The 18,425-nt window shown below is 67.7% G+C and carries 10 protein-coding genes; 8 read left to right on the top strand and 2 right to left on the bottom strand.

What is annotated here, in order from left to right; all coding sequences use genetic code 11:
- Positions 1-119 precede the first annotated feature (119 nt).
- From Q9Q40_00580 to Q9Q40_00595, 4 genes are read left to right on the top strand one after another with little or no spacing between them, the layout of a single operon-like run.
- Positions 120-1,706 (top strand): FAD-dependent thymidylate synthase, encoded by a 1,587-nt coding sequence (locus Q9Q40_00580; GenBank protein ID MDQ7005705.1) that lies wholly within the window; start codon positions 120-122, stop codon positions 1,704-1,706.
- Complete coding sequence (locus tag Q9Q40_00585; protein MDQ7005706.1) at positions 1,706-2,647, top strand: ABC transporter ATP-binding protein; 942 nt, start codon at positions 1,706-1,708, stop codon at positions 2,645-2,647. The genes Q9Q40_00580 and Q9Q40_00585 overlap by 1 nt, the downstream gene beginning before the upstream one ends.
- Before the next feature lie 22 nt (positions 2,648-2,669).
- Positions 2,670-3,932: an ABC transporter permease gene (locus Q9Q40_00590; protein ID MDQ7005707.1), complete on the top strand. Its 1,263-nt coding sequence runs from the start codon at positions 2,670-2,672 to the stop codon at positions 3,930-3,932.
- Positions 3,933-3,934: 2 nt separating this feature from the next.
- On the top strand, positions 3,935-5,074 hold the full coding sequence (locus tag Q9Q40_00595) for an ABC transporter permease (protein ID MDQ7005708.1): 1,140 nt from the start codon (positions 3,935-3,937) through the stop codon (positions 5,072-5,074).
- A gap of 18 nt (positions 5,075-5,092) precedes the next feature.
- Here Q9Q40_00595 and Q9Q40_00600 read toward each other — a convergent pair whose 3' ends face one another.
- Entirely contained in the window at positions 5,093-6,208 is a 1,116-nt protein-coding gene (locus Q9Q40_00600) for a hypothetical protein (protein ID MDQ7005709.1), read from the bottom strand.
- A gap of 129 nt (positions 6,209-6,337) precedes the next feature.
- Positions 6,338-7,015 (bottom strand): DsbA family protein, encoded by a 678-nt coding sequence (locus tag Q9Q40_00605; GenBank protein ID MDQ7005710.1) that lies wholly within the window; start codon positions 7,013-7,015, stop codon positions 6,338-6,340.
- A 144-nt stretch (positions 7,016-7,159) separates the two neighbouring features.
- On the opposite strand from Q9Q40_00605, the gene Q9Q40_00610 reads away from it, so the two are divergent.
- The 4 genes from Q9Q40_00610 (at position 7,160) to Q9Q40_00625 (ending at position 18,418) form a co-directional block, all read left to right on the top strand.
- Positions 7,160-7,837 (top strand): lysophospholipid acyltransferase family protein, encoded by a 678-nt coding sequence (locus Q9Q40_00610; protein MDQ7005711.1) that lies wholly within the window; start codon positions 7,160-7,162, stop codon positions 7,835-7,837.
- 299 nt (positions 7,838-8,136) lie between these two features.
- The gene (locus Q9Q40_00615; protein MDQ7005712.1) at positions 8,137-16,302 is read left to right on the top strand and encodes a MopE-related protein; all 8,166 of its coding nucleotides are present in this window, start codon (positions 8,137-8,139) and stop codon (positions 16,300-16,302) included.
- Between the two features lie 197 nt (positions 16,303-16,499).
- On the top strand, positions 16,500-17,114 hold the full coding sequence (locus Q9Q40_00620) for a hypothetical protein (protein ID MDQ7005713.1): 615 nt from the start codon (positions 16,500-16,502) through the stop codon (positions 17,112-17,114).
- Between the two features lie 83 nt (positions 17,115-17,197).
- Positions 17,198-18,418 carry a tetratricopeptide repeat protein gene (locus tag Q9Q40_00625; GenBank protein MDQ7005714.1) on the top strand — a complete coding sequence of 407 codons (1,221 nt, stop codon included), beginning with the start codon at positions 17,198-17,200 and terminating at the stop codon, positions 18,416-18,418.
- Positions 18,419-18,425 lie beyond the last annotated feature (7 nt).

Here is an 18,425-nt window from a genome sequence, read left to right on the forward strand (position 1 = left end):
CCGTCCGGCACCCGGCAGACACCGTCCGGCACGCCGAATTCCCCGAACGGAACCCTTCACGCTACACTGTGCGCCGCCGACGACGGCACCCGGTCCCGGGTGCGAGGGAGGAGGTCCTGGTGCGGCTTGCAAGTCCCGAGCCGGAGGTTCGGCTGGTCGCCGCTTTCGACCGGCCCTTCGACGGGGCGGTAGCCGCCGCGCGGACCTGCTATGCCTCCCAGGGCATCGTGACGGTCGAGCAAGTGGCCGGCGATCTCGCCGAAGACCCCGCCCAGCGCCGGCAGGCCATCGAGCGACGGGACGCCCTGGCCACCGACATCTACCGGGCGGGGCACCATACGGTCTTCCAGCACGCCCACTTCAGCTTCACCATCGACCGGGTCTCGCGCCACGCCTTGTGGGCCTTCTTCCATGCCCATCCGTTCTACAACTCCGAGCAGGTCTCCCAGCGTTACGTCAAGGTGCGGCCCGACACGTTCCTCGTGCCGAGCCTGCCGCCGGAACAGAAGGCCCTCTACACCGGGGCCCTCGAGCACGCCCAGGAAGCCTACCGGGCCCTGCGGGAAAAGCTCGAGCCGGTCGCCGCCGCGGCCTTTTTCGACGTCTTCCCGGCCCGCGGGCGTCAGCCCCGACGCTGGCGGAAGGAAATCCGCCGCCTCGCCCAGGAGGCCGCGCGCTACGTCTTGCCGGTGGCGACCTGGGCCCGGCTCTACCACACCATCTCGGCCTTGACGCTGCTGCGCTATCGCCGGGCCGCCCGCCAGAGCGAAATTCCCGCGGAAGTCGGCATGATCGTCGAGCGCATGGTGGCTGCGGTGGTGCGATGGGATCCGAACTACGAGAAAATTCTCGAACCGGCCCTCGAGACGTCCCCCCTGCCGGCGCACCTGTCCGGCGACACCGCGGAACTGAACGACCCCCGCCGCGCAGCGGCCTTCCGCGCCGAGTTCGATGCCGACCTGGGGAACCGCGCTTCACGGCTGGTGGGTTACTCGGCGGACGCCGAAGGCGTCGTGGCACGCGCCGTACGGGAGGTGCTGGGCCGGAGCCGGGCCGACCTGAGCGACGAGGCGGCGCTCGAACTGGTCGCCGACCCGGCCGCCAATCCGGTACTGGGAGAGACCCTGAACCTGACCACCCTCGCTCCCCTGTCCCGCTGCCTGCACCACGCCCACTACACGTTTCGCAAGCGCCTGTCCCACAGCGCCGACTCCCAGGATCAGCGCCATCGCATGACTCCCGGCTCCCGCCCGCTGCTCCTCGCCCACCTGGGGGAAGAACCCGACGTGACATGTCCCTCGCTGATCGCCGGTGAACCCTCGTGCCGCACTCTCTTCGACGAGGCCATGGCGCGCACCTGGCAGGCGATCGGGCGTTTGCGCCGCTCCGGGGCCCCGACCCAAGCGCTGGCCTACCTGCTGCCCAATGCCGTCAACGTGCGCTTCACCGAGTCCGGGGACTACCTGGCCCTGCGTCACAAGCACGCCATGCGCCTGTGCTACAACGCCCAGGAAGAAATCTGGCGCGCCAGCCGGGACGAGGCCTTGCAGGTACGGGAGGTCCATCCCGTGCTGGGCCGCTTCCTGCTGCCCCCGTGCTCGATCCGTGACCGATGCGGCCAGCGCCCCGTCTGTCCCGAAGGCAAGCGTTATTGCGGTGTGCGGGTCTGGACCCAAGACGTGGCGGAGTACGACAGGAGCATCTGATGCGCGAGGCCATGATCGAGGTACAGAACCTGCGCAAGGAGTACGGGGACCTGGTGGCCGTGTCGGACATCAGCCTGGAAGTCCGCGCAGGCACTGTATTCGGTCTTCTGGGGCCCAATGGCGCGGGCAAATCCACCACCCTCTCCTGCATCTGTTCGCTGATCCCGCCGACCTCCGGAGAGATACGGATCGCGGGCCACGACATACGCCGCGACACCGTCGCCGCCCGCCGCCACCTCGGCTTCGTTCCCCAGGACCTGGCGCTCTACGAAGATCTCAGCGCCGCGGAGAATCTCCGCTACTGGGGCTCGGCCTACGGCCTGCGGGGCGGTCGCCTCGAACAACGCCTGCACCAGGTGCTCGAGCAGGTCGGCCTGACCGATCGCGCCAAAGAGCCGGTCAAGCGTTTCAGCGGCGGCATGAAGCGCCGCCTGAACTTCGCCTGCGGGCTGGTGCACGAACCGAAAGTGCTGCTGCTCGACGAGCCCACGGTTGGGGTCGATCCCCAGAGCCGTGTGCGGCTGTTGGAGCTGGTCCGCCGTCAAGCCGACATGGGCACCGCCGTGCTCTACACCACCCACTACATGGAAGAGGCCCAGGATCTGTGCGACCGGCTGGCGATCATCGATCACGGATCGATCGTCGCCGAGGGAGACCTCGCCCAGCTCCAGGCGATGCTCGGCGAAAAGGACCTGGTGCGCCTGAGCGGTCGCTTCGATCCGGCGGCCGTCGCCGCGGCCATGAAAAGCATCGACGGATTGGATTGCGTACAACTCGAAAGCGACAGCCTGGTCCTGGCGCTGCCCCGCGCGGGAAGCGCCCTGCCCCGCATTTTCGAGGCGGCCGCCCACGCCGGGGCCGAGATCAGGGAAACGACCATTTCCCGCCCCAGCCTGGAGACCCTGTTCATCAAGCTCACGGGCCGGGAACTGCGGGAGTGATCGGCCCGCGGAGAGCCCGAGCGTGAGATTCGCCTGGATCACGGCACTCAAAGAGTTGCGGCGCCGCTTGCGCGACCCTGTCACCTTTCTGCTCTGGCTGGCGATCCCCCTGCTGGTCTGCCTGCTGCTGGGCCTGGCCTTCGGATCCCGGGGGGGGACGGCCCCGGGACCCCGGGTGCATCTCCTGATCGCCGATGAAGACGCCGGTTTCGTCAGCGGCCTGCTCGTCGGCGCGTTCTCCCAAGAGCCGCTGGGTGCACTCTTTCGGGTCGAAAAAGTGGAGAGTCCGGAAGGCCGCCGCCGGCTCGACCGGGGCGCGGCCTCGGCCCTGCTGATCATCCCCCCGGGCTTTGGGCAGGCCCTGCTCGAACGCCGTCCGGCCCGCCTGCAGCTCGTCAAGAACCCGGCCCAGCACATCCTCCCCGAAATCGCCGAGCAGACCCTCGAGATCCTCGCCGACGGCACCTTCTATCTCCAGGAGATCTTCGCCGGACCTCTCGAAAGGATCCGTTCGGCCCAGGCCGTCGGCGGGGAGGACATCTCGGACCAGGAGGTGGCTGCCGTCGCCATTGCGGTCCGCCGCGCTCTCCACGGCGCCGGGCGCTATCTCTTCCCCCCGGCCCTGGAAGTGGCGGTCACCCGGCCCGTCACCGGGTCGACAGCGCAGCAGGACGATCGCTTCACCTCGATCGGCGCCCTCTTCCTGCCGGGCATGATCTTCATGGGGCTGTTTTTCACCGCCCAGTCCCTCAGCGAGGAGATCTGGCTCGAACGCAGCCAGGGCACCCTCGCACGCCTCGCCGCGTCACCCCGCAGCCTGCTCGCCGTGTTGGGCGGCAAACTCTTCGCCGCCTTCGTGGTGCTGGGCCTGCTGGCCACCGGCGCCCTGGTCGGCGGCGGACTGCTCTTCGACCTGCCGGCCTCCCGCATGCCCCTGGCCGCCGCCTGGTCGGCTCTCGGCGCGGTGGCCCTCGTCGCCGCCCTCACGCTGCTTCAACTCTATGCACCCAACGCCCGCGCCGGCTCGCTGCTCAGCACGCTGCTGGGTTTCCCCCTGCTCCTGGCTGGAGGCAGTTTCTTCCCCCTCGAAGTCATGCCCCCGTTCCTCGCCGCCGCGGGACGACTGACCCCCAACGGCTGGGCTCTCGGACGACTGGTGGAGATCCTGCACGGCAGGCAGACCCCCGGCGGCATGCTGCCGGCGGCGGGAGCGGTCGCGCTGGCCACCCTGGCGCTGCTGCTCGCCGCCTGGCGGCGAGCCCGGGTCGTGGCGGGGAGGCCGTGACGATGCTGCGCCTGGCAGTCTTCATCGCCCGCAAGGATCTGCTGCTGATGCTGCGCCGACGAGAGACGATCGTCTGGACCTTCATCATGCCGATCGTCTTCTTCTATTTCATCGGCTCGATCACCGGCGGTTTCGGCGGCAGCGACGAGGCGCGACCACCCCGGTTGGCCGTGACCATGGAAGCCGGCGCCGGTTTTCTCGCCGGGGAGATCATCACCCGCCTCGAAGAGCAGGGTTTCGAAATCACGACACCCCGGCCGGGCCAGACCCCCGCGCGGAGTCTCACGCTTCCCGGCCGCCTGACCGAGCGAGTGCTTTCCGGCGAGACCGTCCGCCTGGAAGTGATCGACCGGACGGACCGTCCCCTCGAGGGCATGGACATCCAGGTGCGGGCGATGCGCGCGGTCTACACGACCCTGGCCGACCTGGCCCTGGCCGCCGGCGGGGGGGACGGGCGGCCCACCGCCGAAGATCTCCGGCAGCGGCGACAACGACAGCGCACCATCACCCTCGAGGTGACCACAGCCGGCCGGCGCCGCGAACCGCCCAGTGGCTTCGCCCAGGCGGTCCCCGGAACCCTGGTGATGTTCACGCTGCTGGTGACCCTGACCAGCGGTGCGGTGCTGCTGGTCCTCGAAAGGGAACAGGGCCTGCTGCGCCGACTGGCCTGCGCGCCGATCTCCCGTGGCGGCGTGATCGCCGGCAAGGTGGGCGGCAAGTGGCTGCTGGCCCTGGTCCAGGTGGGCTTTGCCCTGCTGGCGGGGCGGTTCCTCTTCGGCTACCACTGGGGCGCCGCGCTGCCGGCCCTGCTCGCGGTCCTGGTGCTCTGGTCGGCGTTTTGCGCCTGCTGCGGCGTGTGCCTCGGGTGCGTGGCCCGGTCGAGGGGGCAGGCCATCGGCCTGGGAGTCCTGACGGCCAACCTGCTGGCCGCCATCGGCGGCTGCTGGTGGCCGATCGAGATCACCCCGGCCTGGATGCAGCGGCTCTCGCTGCTCCTGCCCACGGGCTGGGCGATGGACGCCTTTCACCGCCTGGTGAGTTTCGGCGATCCGCCGGCGGCGATCCTGCCCCACCTGGCGGCCCTCGCCGTGGCCACGGTGGCCGTGGGCCATCTCGCCACAAGACTGTTCCGCTACGAGTGACCGCCCGACCAGCCACCTTCAGATCACATCGTCCAGGGTTTCGAGGTCCGCGGCGCCCCGCGGTGTGACCAGCGGCAGGCGCAGCTCGACGATGGCGCGGCCCGCTTCCACCTCTTCCCTCATGGCGAACTCGCCACCGTAGGCGGAGAGTTCGGCCAGGGGCTCGAGCAGAACCCCCGGCTCCAGGTGCCAGCGATCCCGCACCGACCAGCGCGCCTGGAAGTCGAGTTCCTCCCCGCAGCGCACTTCCACCCGCAAGACGCCGTCGATCTGCCCCCGGCGCAGGATCCGGTCGATGAAACCTTCGAGCGCCGCTGCCAGGTCCAGGGGACGCACGGCCACGCGGGTCGAGGCGCCACTGGCCGCCAGGGCCGCCACCTCCACGGATCCCCGGGGAAAGCGGGCCCTCGACAGCCAGCGCAACATGGGCAGCAGATCGGCTTCGATGCGTGGTCGCACCCGTTCGGTCAGCCGGTCGGTCGCCTCGAGCAAGGCGTCGATGTGAGCCACGATCGCCCCGGCCTCGAGCACCGGCGGTCGGCCCGGCTCGCAGCTCGAGCGCTCGAGGCGCGACACCAGGGCAGCCAGTTCGACTCCCATGGGGCGGCAGATCCCGCTGTCGAGCCCCGCCTCTTCCGCGGCGGACACCAGTTCTTCGAGCCGGCAGTACGAACCCGCCAGCACCGCGGACAACGCCTCGCGCAGCCGCCGCGCCATGCGTTCGCCCAGGGGCCGGGAGACATCCGTGTTGAGGCAGACGAAGCGCAGCGCCTGCAGTTCGCCGCGACCCCACCCGGCGGGCTGGAAATCGAGGGCGACACGCCAGAAGCGCCGGAGAGCCGTCCGGCGCCGGGCGCGGCGCAGGGCGTGGAGTTCCTCGCGATCGCTCTTCCTCTGCTCGGCCCAGCGAGAGACCGGCGGGATCACGAGCAGGCCCAGGCAAAAGGCGCCGAAGGCCATCAGCCCCACCTCGGGGCCGGGCTCGCGGGAGGCGAGGGCCGCGAGCAGGACGGCCAGGGCGGGAGCCGAGACCATGGCGAACAGGCGCAGGGACAGGCCCGCCCTCAGAACGGACAGTCCCCGCCCCGCCGTGGCGGCAAGCCGCGCCGAAACGCCGCGGGTGCGGATGATCAACCTTGGGTCCCTCCCTGATTCAGGCAAGGGACGCCCTCCCCCTGGAGCCCTGGCACCCGGCTATCTACACTGAAGCCGGACAGGGTCAAGGCCGGGACGAAAAATCGAACAGGCGGGAAAGAAAAAAGATCAGCCGGAAAAGGTCCAGTCCGGCACCGCGGGATCGTCGTCGTCACCCGGGCCTTCCCGCGCCCCGCCCTTCCCCGTCGGCAGGGAGCCGCCGAGTCGAGCCACCCCGTCGAGAACGGCCTCGAAGCCCACGAACAGGCCCGCATCCAGCCGAATCGCGGGGACGGCGTCGACACCGCGATCCGCCGCCCGCCGGGTGACGCGCTCGAGCATGGCCGGCATGCGGGAGTCCGCCAGGGCCTTCTCGAGGGCAGGCTCGGGCACCGCCACCGAGCGCCCGGCGCGGATCGCCGTCTGTCGGGACTCGGGATCCTCCCCCAAAACCCAGATCGCCTCCCAGAGGCTGTCGGTCACCGCCGCCATCGCCTCCTGCCCGGAGCGGTCCTTGATGAACAGGCAGGTCTCGAGCAGTCGCGCACTGTCGAAGGGATAACGCCGGGGAACCCGCACTTCCATGCCCAGCCGCGCCGCCGCAGCCTCGACCGCCGGCCAGGGTTTCGGCGGCACTCCGCCCGCGGCGCCCAGACGCCGGGCATGAACGGGCTCGAGGGTCAGGGCCGCTTCGGCCTCGCGGCAGGCTCGCGGCACGAGCTTCGAGACCAGGTAGGCGAAGGGATCCGCGAAATCGAAAGTGAAGGTCACGTGCAGCGGCGCGGTGGTGCGGCTGGGGAGATTCACCGAGACAGCTCCTGCGACCTGCACCCGGCCACGACGGCAGCGGGTCGATTGCGGCGCGGGTCTACGATATAACTCTGACCAGCCGGCGGCGAGCAGAGGCGAAACGGGTCGCCGGCCCGTCCCCCCGGAACGGACCCTTCTCCGATGTGGCTTTACAACCTCAACCGCTGGCTGCTCCCCGCCGGGCGCCTGGTCTTCGCCCTCGAGAAGCGCGGGGAGGATCTGCCGGCCAGGGACCAGCCGGTGCTCATCGCCGCCAACCACTCGTCGTTTCTCGATCCCTGGGTTGTCGGCTCGGTGGATCCGCAGCGCGAGATCCACTTTCTGATCAACGAACGCTGGTATCGGCGCTCGCGGCTCTGGACGGCCCTCTTCGATGCCTGGGGCGTGCTCCCCGCCTCTTCCCGCTCGCCGTGGGAGACCATCGAGCGGGTGGTCGCGGCCCTGGGTCGGGGCCAGAGCGTGGGCATCTTTCCCGAGGGCCGCATCAGCGAAGACGGGAAGATCGGCCGCGGCCGCCCGGGCATCGCCTGGATGGCGGCCCTCTCCGGCTGCCCGGTCGTGCCCTGCGGACTGCGAGGGATTTTCGAGGCGCTTCCCAAGGGCCGTCTGCTGCCCCGACGTCACCGGGTGAGCATTCACGTGGGTCGGCCGCTGTACTTCTCCGCAAAGGCCGTCAGAGACCCTGAACGGGGGCAGTTGCATGACTTCGCGGGCAAGGTCATGACCACGATCTGCACCCTGGCCGGCCAGGAGGACCGGGTGGCCGCCGCCCTGCCCCTCGACGCCCAGGCGGACGCCCCCGGCCCCCGAAAGATATGACTTCCGAAACAGCCCCAAGCTGTTCGCTATGGCCCGTTTTCTTTTCTTACCTGGCAGAAAGACTTGCTGCCGTCAAGCCGAGAGCGTAAATCCAACTCTGGACGCGTTCGCGCTGGTGACCGGGGAGGATCACACGCAACCGGGAGGCTGGGCCGGAACCCCGACGGGTTCTGCGTGGTTTTCTCCTCTTCCGAGCCAGCGGAACTGATACCCCGTCGCGTCCCACTTTCTGCCGCGGGGGTCGTTGATGTTCCGCCTTGTCCCTGTCCGTCCGGTGAGGACGGGAGGGGGAGGTTCATGTGAGCCGATCGACCCGACGCCCTCAGCCCTGCCTGGTGGCCCTCGCCATTTTCGCCACGGTCATGCCCGGCTGGGCCCTCGTCCCCCCCAGGAATCCCGACCAGCCGCTCCCCGACGCCGGCCTGGGCCGGGTGCGTGACGACCGTGCCGGCGCCTACACCGCGGCCCGTCCCCTCGCCGGTGTGGTCCCCGCGAACATCAACGCGCGCAAGACCGCCGGGACACTGAACCTGACGACGCTCTCGGGATCCTTCGACTACGTGGTGCTGCCGGGCAAGTTCCTCGATTCCGGGGTGGACCCCTGGGCTCCCTCGGAACTGGCCGACCAGCTCTTCCTTCCGGGCTACACGGGCCTCGGCCGGCCGGGTTCCCTGCGGGACTATTTCAACGAGGTTTCCTACGGCAACTACCTGATCGACGGCGTGGTGGAACCCTGGGTCACCACCGCTCAGAACGAGGCCTTCTACCTGGGCGCCGCGGGCTGCCATGGACTGTGCTCGAGCACCACGGAATCGGCGGGGGGATTCATCGACGAGGTGATCGCGCTCAACGACGCCACCGTCGATTTCGGCCAGTACGACAACGACGGCCCCGACGGTCTGCCCAACTCCGGCGACGACGACGGAGTGGTCGATCTCCTTGTCGTCGTCCAGGCCGGCACCGGCGGGGAATGCGGAAACGCGAAGCTCTGGTCTCACCTCGGCCGCTATTCCGACTGGTTTGGCGGCACCTACACCACCAACGACGCCGCCGCGGGGGGCGGCTCGATCGTCATCGAAGACTACGCCCTGGTTCCGGCCCTCGATTGCGACGGCTCGAGCCTGGTGACCATCGGCCCCTTTGCCCACCTCTTCGGACTGCACCTGGGCCTGCCGGCCCTCTGGGACCGGGACGGGACCTCTCGTGGCGTCGGCGCCTTCGACGTGATGGCCCGGGGCCTGTGGGGTGGTGACGGGAACTCCCCCGAGCGGCCGACCCATCCCAGCGCCTACACCAAGGCCCTGGCCGGCTGGATCCAACCCCAGCGGGTGACCGGTACGGAGTTGGGGGCTTCCTTTCCCGCGGTCGAGAACAGTGCCACGGCGCGGGAATTCAACCGCCCCGATACCTGTTCCCACGAAGAATACCTGCTGATCGAGAATCGCCAGAAAACGGGCTTCGACAGCCTCCTGCCCGGTGACGGCCTGCTGATCTGGCACGCGGACGAGAGCACCGCCACCGCGGATGAAGAAGCTCGCCCGAGGCTGCACCTGGTCCCCGGAGACGCGCGCTATGGCCTGAACAACGGCCGTAACGACGGGGATCCCGGCGATCCCTGGCCCGGCAGCACCGGACGGATCTCCTTCCGGGACGATACCGACCCGTCATCCCGGCGCTGGGACGATCGCCCCTCGGGGGTCTCGGTCAACAACATCTCTCTCTCCGGCGATCCGATGACCGCCGACCTCAACCAGGACACGGCCCTGCTGCTGCACCTGCGCCAGGTGAGCTTCGACGACGGCCTGCCCGGCAAGGGCGACGGGGACGGCGCCATCGATCCCTTCGAGACCGTGCGCCTGACCCTCGCGCTGTCCAACGAAGGCCAGCTCGACGCCACCGGCGTCAGCGGCACGCTCTCCCTCAATCCTCCCGTAGCCGGTGTGACGATCACCGACAACTCCCATACCTGGCCCGACCTGGCTCCCTGCGGCGACGCCTCTGACGGTATTTTCGAGATCTCCCTCGACGAGACGGTTCCCTGCGAGACGGCCCTCGACTTCCAGCTCGACCTGACCACCGACCAGGGCGCCACGACTCTCAACTTCCAGCTTCGCGTCGGCATGTTCTTCACCGCCGCTCCGATCCAGCTCAGCACTTCGGCCGAAGACACCGGAACGGTACGGGTCGCCGGTACCGGAACCAGCGCCGCAGCGGTGTACAGCGAGCCTTCCGCCGGGCGACGGATCATCCGCATGACCCGTTTCGACGACCAGGGCACGCTGCTGGGCACCACCGACGTGTCCGCCGCCACTGCGGGCGACGCCACCGCCCCCGACGTGGCGTGGAACGGCACCGAGTACGGGGTGGCCTGGGAAGACGACCGGGACGGCACCTCGGAGATCTACTTCGCCCGCGTGGACGCCGCCGGCGTGCGCATCGGCGGCGAAGTCCGCGTCACAACGCAGGCGGGCGCCTCCTCCCGTCCGCGCATCGCGTGGAGCTCTGCCGACAATCGCTGGATGATCGTCTGGGACGACGACCGTAACGGAGACTCCGACGTTTTCTTCGCCGCCCTCGACAGCGCCGGCACCAAGGTGGCGGGCGATGTGGCGATCGCTTCCGGGACCGGACGGCAGAGTCACCCCGACCTCTCCTGGAACGGGCAGCGCCTCGGCATCGTCTGGCAGGACGACGCCACCGGCGAATGGACGGTGCAGTTCGTCGCCACCGACGCCGGCGGCGTGGCCCAGAGTCCTGTCAAGAGGCTCGAAGAAGGTCCCGGCGACAGCCTCCGACCGGCCGTCGCCTGGAACGCTGCGGGCGCCACCTTCGGCGTGGTCTTCATCGATTACGCCGACGGCAAGACCCGGCCCTTCGTCCGCGCAACCCGCATGACCGCCGACGGCGGGCTGCCTGTCTCGGTCAAGCCCATCAGCGAGCTGATGTTCCGTACGGACGCCGTCGACATCGACTCGGACGGCACCCAGCACTTCATCGTCTGGACCGACCATCGCGACGGTCACCGCTCGGTACGGGTTTCGAGGACCGATGACCGCTTCAATATTCAGCTCGACGCCCTTCACGTAGCGGACGACGCCGCCCACGCCCGCCATGTGGGCATCGACTTCGACAGCGGCGGGCTCTTCGCCGTCTGGGTGCAGGAAGACGCCTCGACTCTGCGCGACAACGTCTTCGCCCGCCCCTTCAACACGACCTTCGAATGTGGCCGTGACGACGACGGGGACGGCATCACCCAGCCCGGAGACAACTGCCCTTCGACGCCCAACCCCGACCAGGCGGACGCCGACGGCGACAACTGGGGCGACGCCTGCGACTGCGACGACGTCGATCCCAACGTCAATCCCGGCCAGCCCGAAACCATCTGCGACGCCATCGACAACGACTGCGACGCGAGCACCGCCGACGCCCCCGATGGCGACAACGATGGCGTGGACCAGTGCGATGTCGGCGACGCCAACAACCCCGACGGCGTCGGCGTCGACTGCGACGACACCGACCCGCTGAACTACCCGGGCAACACCGAGGTCTGCGACGGGCAGGACAACGACTGCGACGGATCGATCGACGAGGACTTCCCGGTCTTGACCTGGTACCGTGACGCCGACCTCGACCTCTACGGCGACCCGAATGTCACGATCGATACCTGCGATGGCAACAACCAGGGCTACGTCGCCGACAACACGGACTGCGACGACACCCGCGCGGACGTCAACCCCGGCGCGCTGGAAGCCTGCTCGGACGCGGTCGACAACGATTGTGACGGCACGGTCAACGAGGTCGTCGGCACGCGCTACCTCGATCCCCTGGGCGACGACACGGGCAACACCTGCGACGACCAGCTCAGTCCCTGCCTCAGCTTCAACCACGCGATCCGCATGGCCTGCGACGGCGAGACGATTCTCGTGGCCGAAGGAGATTACACCGAAGACGTGATCGTCGATCACCCGGTGGTGATCGACAACGCCGGATCCGCCTCGGTGACCAACCTCCACGGCACCGGCGCGACCGATGTCGTGAAGATCCTCTCGTCGAGTGTCACCTGGGACGGAGTGAATACCGATGGGGCTACCAACGACGCCTGCATTCACGTCGGGGACGCCACGCACACCGGCCTGCGCAATCTCAACATCCGCAACACGTCGACCTACGATTGCGCGGTCGGCATCCACATGGAGAACACCGGTATCAGCGGCGGGTGGAACCGCATTCTGAGCATGGACATCCACTCCAACCGGGCCAACGGGAACCCGGATTCCGGCACCGGCATTCTGCTCACCGGCGGCAACGGCAAGCTCGAGATCAAGGTCGGCTTCATTCGCAACAACGAGGGCCCGGGCCTGCGGGTCAAGTCTCCGCCGGCAGGCAGCACGAACCAGACGATCGTCATCGTCGGCAACCGGATTCAGAACAACGGCACCTCCTCCGCCGCCGATGGGGTCGCGGGCATCGAAATTCACGACAGCTCCGATGTCCGTATCGAGGGCAACAGGATCTACGACAACGTTTCCGTCGGCGGCGGAGATGACGGCCGCGGCGTGATTCTCGATAACGTCAACGGCGGCAATTTCTTCTGCAACCGCGTCGAAAACAACGACACCGGTCTCGTCCTCAGCGGCGGCACCACCGGCTTCGGCCTGTTGCACAACAAGTGGATCGGCCAGGCCGGCAGCGCGCTGGCCATCCAGGCCGCCAGCGGCAGTGCAACGACCCTCAACGAAAACAACTTCTCAGGCAATGCCACCGCCGTGGACAACGCGGGCGACGGCACCCTCGACGCCCGCCACAACTGGTGGGGTGCGGCCGACGGTCCTTCCGGCGGGAGCGGGGGGAGCGGCGATCCCGTCAGCGGATCCCTCGACACATCGGGCTTCATCGCCCGTGATACGGCGCCGGTCCTGGTCAAGCGACCGGTGGACTTCGGCTGGTCCGAGTCCGTTTCGGCCTGTCGCGAGAAGATCCAGAACGGGATCAACAACGCGGTCGACGGCGACCTGCTGCTGGTGGGCGCGGGTGAGTACAAAGAACACATCACCATGAGCAACAAGATCCTCGACATCGAGGGGCTCTCGGGTGGCGCGGGATGTTCGCCGACCGAGATCAGCGGTATCCAGTCCGGCGGCTCCCACCTGCCGGCGTTCCGCATCAGCGACGTGGCCGGTATTTCCCTCAAGCAAGTGACGATCCGCTCGACCGGGGAAGGCACGGTCTGCGGCCAGAACAGCGGCGATGAGATCGGCCTCGACCTGCAGAACGTGGACAACTCCACCTTCACCGACATCTGCTTCAAGCAGAACGGCGTGACGGAGCTGCGGATCTACGGCGATTCCGACGGAAACACCTTTTCCAACCTCACCATCGACGGCATGATTCGAGACCCGGACGGGAACGACATTTGCGGCCATCGCTCCCGCGAGGGCATCCTCGTCGACGGCGGTCCGGCCTGCGAGGGCGGCCCGGGAGCCAGCGCCGACAACAACACCTTCGACAATATCGAGGTCAATTACTGCGCCCGCAGCGTGTCGGTTCGCCTGGCGAGCGGCACGGATATCGGCAACAGCCTGATCACCGCTTCTCCCGCGTCAGCCTGGGACGGCGGCACTCTCGCCTTCGGCGTCCTGGTGCAAATGGCCGACACGACCCGCATTCACGACAACGTGATCGGAGCGGGCGAAGAAACCGATGCGATTCGCATCGCGGGCAAGGAATCCGGCTCTTGCGTCACCGAGCGCAGCGACACCGGTTCGACGCGCATCGAAAACAACGACATCACCGACGCGCTCGACGCCGGCATCCGGATCTTCAAACAGACGGGCGACCTGGGTTCTCCGGTCGACACCTACCTGACTTGCAACGAGCTCAAGCTCAACGGCACGGGCGTGCTCGTCAACTACGTGGGCACGGCTCCCGAAAACCGCATGTACCAGAACGACGTTTCTTCCAACACGGAAGGGGTGCGAAATACGGCGACCCGCGCCTTCAACGCCATCGACAACTGGTGGGGTTCGGCGAGCGGCCCCTCGGGTGCGGGCCCCGGGTCGGGAGACAGCGTCTTCGGCGCGGTGTCGTTCAACCCCTGGCTCAACCACTCGGTCCGCATCGACAACGACGTGGACAACTACGCCGAGTGCGATGGTGACTGCAACGACGACGACGCCTCGATCTATCCCGGCGCGACGGAGGTCTGTGACGGCATCGACAACGACTGCGACGGCACGATCGACGACGGGCTGCCGACCAACACCTACTACCGCGATGCCGATGGTGATACGTACGGAGATCCGAACAACACCATCGAGGATTGCGCCGGCACACCGCCGGCGGGGTACGTCACCGACAGCGGCGATTGCGACGACACCGACGCCCAGATCCACCCCAATGCCGCCGAGATCGCCTGTGACAACGTCGACCAGGCCTGCGACGGCAGCGCCAACGAAGCCCCCGACAACGACGGCGACGGGTATGACCAGTGCGACCCCACCGACCCCTATGACGGCGACGGCCTGCCGTTGGACTGTGACGATGCCGACGGCCAGATCCACCCCAATGCCACCGAGATCGTCTGCGACAACGTCGACCAGGCCTGCGACGGCAGCGCCAACGAAGCCCCCGACAACGACGGCGACGGGTATGACCAGTGCGATCCCACCGACCCCTACGACGGTGACGGTCTTGCCGTGGACTGCGACGACGCCGATGGCGCGGTGAATCCGGGTGCCGCCGAGATCTGCAGCGACAACATCGACAACGAGTGCGACTCCTTCGTCGACGCGGCCGACAGTGACTGCTCGGGGCTCGACGTGACGAACCTGGTCTTCCTGGCGGGCAGCAAGACGACCCTCCAGTGGAACGCCGCCGCCAGTGCCGACTCCTACGGACTCTACCGGGGCGAGATCCCGGAGGGCGGATGGACGACCTACAACCACCAGTGCCGGGGCAGCCAGATCACGGGTACCACCGCCGAACAGGTCGGCACGCCGCCGGCCGGTGAAGCCCGGTATTACCTCGTGGCGGGCCTCGCCGAGAACGCGGGCAGCGGCGCGATCACCGGAGGCCCCCTGGGACAGGCCTCGAGCGGCAGCAGCCGCCCCGAAGCCGATGCCATGACCTGCGGCCCGCGGGTCTACGTCGATCCCGATGCCGCGGGCGCCGGCAACGGGCTGAGCTGGGCGGACGCCTATTCCACGGTCAGCCTCGCCCTGGGGCACAACCGCGCCACCGATCGGGGACTCGAGATCTGGATCAAGGGTACCGTGACCGGCGATCCGGCGACTCTCGACGGCGCCGGCCGCCCCAGCGCGACCCTGCTGGGCGGTTTCGCGGGCACCGAGACCCATGCCTGGGAGCGCGACACCGCGGCCAATCCGAGTCGCTGGGAAGGCACCGGGGCCGGCCCCTTGCTGGCAGTCACCCGGGCGTCGGTGGTACTCGACGGCCTGACCCTCGCCAACTCCGGCAGCGGCGTCGAGCTGACGGCCGCCGGTGACCGGCTGGAGCTGCTCTCGGTGGGAGCCGAGACGATCAACGGCCGGGTCGTGGACATGAACGCGGACGACCCTGCGGGAGGCGTACTCGTCGTCCGCTCGACCTCCTTCGACGGAACAAGCACCGAGGGCATTCACGCCGTGGCCACGGCGGGAACCCTCGGTGGAGTCGTCGCCGGAAATACCTTCGCCGGGTCCTCCGATGCGTCGATCCGGCTCGAAGCCCGTCCGGCGACCTCCGACGCCTCGGTCAACGTCCGGGTCGAACGGAACACGATTCAGGGCGGGGGCAGCGGCATCGTTCTCGGGGCCCACCTGAACGACGCGGCCCTCACCGCGGTGGAAAACTCCCTCGTCTCGTCGAACCTGGTCCATGGCGTGACGGTCGACGGGATTCGGGTCGAGGCCTCCGGCCAGTTCAGCACGACCGGCGGCTCCGCGGCGGCCCGGGCCATCCCCTCGCTGGTGGGCAACACGGTTTCCGACGGAGGTGACGCGGGCGTGATGTGCAGCGCCACTCGCACGGACTCCACCGCCGATCCCTCCCTCCACACGGTGGAGGCGGCCCCGCAGATCTGGGACAACCTGTTGACCTTCATGGGCGGGCCCGGAATCGAAGAGAGCGCCGACGACACCGCCACCAACCTCGTCGCCGACCCCCTGGTGGTGGGAAACCTGCTGTTCGGCAACGCCTCCCTCTATCTCGACGAGGGGGCCACGGCCCTGCCGACGATCGGCGACGTCAACGCCCTGGGCGGAGCCCGGGACAACCTGGACAGCGATCCGCTCTACGTCGACCGGGCTCTGAACGACTTCCATATCCAGGCGGCCTCGCCTGCCGTCGACCGGGGCCATCCGGACGTACCGGCCCTGTCGAAAACCGACATCGACAACCAGGCCAGGGTGCGGGACGGCGACGGCGACGGAACGGCCGCCGCGGACCTGGGTGCCGACGAACGCTGACCGCCCCGGAATCGCCGATCGTCATCGCCCGCTTCGCGGCCGCGCTTGACCTGTGTTCATGTTGACAGCCCGCGGAACCTAAGTGAGCATGGTGCGGGGACTTTTCGGGCGGTCGGCCGCCCGAGCCCGCAATCTCGCTGGTGGCCTCGTTCCACCGACAGGGCCTCCAAGGAGAGACGACGGGAAAGGAAGAAACGATGAAGGTTTCCTGCACCCCTCGAGTCCTGCTTCTCGCCCTGCCGCTGCTGATCCTGCTGGGCGCATGCGCCAGCACCGGAAGCCACCGCCCCGACAGCCATCTTTCCGCGAAGCTCACTCCCTTCACCTATTACGACGAAGGTGATTTGCTTTTCATCGGTGTCGACACCCGCGCCGCCCAGTACATCAGCGACGAGAGCATCTTCCCTCTCGGCATCGCCCTGGTGAACAAGACTCTGAAATCGATGACCATCGACCGGGAGTCATTCGTGCTCGAGGACGACAACGGCAAGCGCTATCCCCTGGTCTCCCACAAGGAATACCGGGCCTCCTACCGCCGATCCAAGACCGATGAGCAACTGGCTGACAACTTCATCGAAGCCATGCGAGGACGCTTTGCCACCTTCAGCTACCGGGAACTGCGCATGTTTCCAGCGACCAGCCGGCGCTCGACGACATCGACTTCCGCAGTCGAAGTCCGGCGCCGGCAAATGGTGGTCGGCTACGTGTACTTTCCCGTTCCGGAAAACGGCTTGCACAAGAGGGATCTCAAGCTGCTCTTCAAGGTCGAAGAGCAGCCCGAGACCTTCGTAGTGCGTTTTTCCATTCGCTGAACCCTGCCCTCCGCGGCTGCCCCTCGATCGCCCACCACTCGGCTCCATCTCACAGGGATTGGAGCTGCTGGAGATAGGAACCCATGATCCGACGCATCGTTTCGGCCATTGCGGCGCTTTTCATGCTGTGCATCCTCGCCGCCCCCGCCATGGCCGCGGGAAGAGCCGTGGGTACGATCACCGACCGGGAGGGCAAGCCGCTCAAGGGAGTCGAAGTCCATCTCGTGCCGGCCGACCGACCGGACCTCCCCACAATCAAGGTCAAGACCGACAAAAAAGGCCGATACATCATTGGGCTGATTCGCAAGTCGACTTACCGCATCACCGCCTTCAAGGAGGGTTATCGCGTCGGTGAGATCGACGGCAATATCGCAATCCCTTCGGACGAAAGCTTCTGGGCCTACAAGGGGCCGATCTCCCCCGGCGGCATCCCGCCGGTACTGGGCATCGACGGGCTGACCGAAGTCACCTATCACATGGTGATGTACCCCGATGGCGGCGACCCCGGCGAATGGGGGACGGGGCAACCGCTGCTTTCCAACAGGGAAATCATCGAGCGCATCCAAAGTGGTAATATCGACGCGGCTGTCATGGAAATCCAGCGCAGCCTCGAAATCAGTCCAGACGACGCGAACCTCAACTACCTGATGGCTTTCGCCATGCTCCAGAAGAGAGACCTCGAGGCTGCGCGCACCGCCATCGACAAGTGCCTGGCGACCAATCCGGCCTTCGAGGGAGCCAACATGATCCGCGGCAAACTGCTGGAGTCGGCGGGCCAAACTGACGAAGCTCTCGCCGCTTACCGCGCGGAAATCGAGCACTGCACCACGGAACAGGTCAAGAAGGACGCCCTGATCGCGGCCGCGCTGCTTCTGGTGCGGGCGGAGGAACTCGAACAAGCGGCTGCTTTGCTCGAGCAGGTCGTGACTCTCGACCCCGAGAACGTGGCCGCACTCAAAGAGCTGGCCAACTGTTACCTCCAAACCGACCAGAAGGAGAAGGCCGAGGAGATCCTGGCCAAGGTCGCATCTCTCGGAGGGAGCCAGGATCCCGCCGTCCTCTATAACCTTGGCGCGGATGCGTTCAACAACAAGGATTTCAAGACAGCGGCCGAATACTTCGAAAAGACCATTGCCGCTGACTCCAACTTCGCCGAGGCCTTTCTCCAGCTCGGATACTGCAAGCTCAATCTGGGCGAGATTCCCGCTGCCGTCGAGAACCTGAAGAAGTTCGTCGAAATGCGACCGGACAGCCCGGCGACTCCGGACGCCAAGGCGATCGTCCAATCCCTTTCAGGAAACTAGACATTGG

It is taken from the genome of Acidobacteriota bacterium, from assembly GCA_030949985.1.
Taxonomy (GTDB): Bacteria; Acidobacteriota; Polarisedimenticolia; order J045; family J045; genus JALTMS01.

Bases quoted from the DNA above. Each gene is read 5' to 3' on its own strand.
- Q9Q40_00585 (MDQ7005706.1), top strand. From the start codon at position 1,706: ATGCGCGAGGCCATGATCGAGGTACAGAACCTGCGCAAGGAGTACGGG.
- Q9Q40_00595 (MDQ7005708.1), top strand. From the start codon at position 3,935: ATGCTGCGCCTGGCAGTCTTCATCGCCCGCAAGGATCTGCTGCTGATG.
- Q9Q40_00610 (MDQ7005711.1), top strand. From the start codon at position 7,160: ATGTGGCTTTACAACCTCAACCGCTGGCTGCTCCCCGCCGGGCGCCTG.
- Q9Q40_00620 (MDQ7005713.1), top strand. From the start codon at position 16,500: ATGAAGGTTTCCTGCACCCCTCGAGTCCTGCTTCTCGCCCTGCCGCTG.
- Q9Q40_00625 (MDQ7005714.1), top strand. From the start codon at position 17,198: ATGATCCGACGCATCGTTTCGGCCATTGCGGCGCTTTTCATGCTGTGC.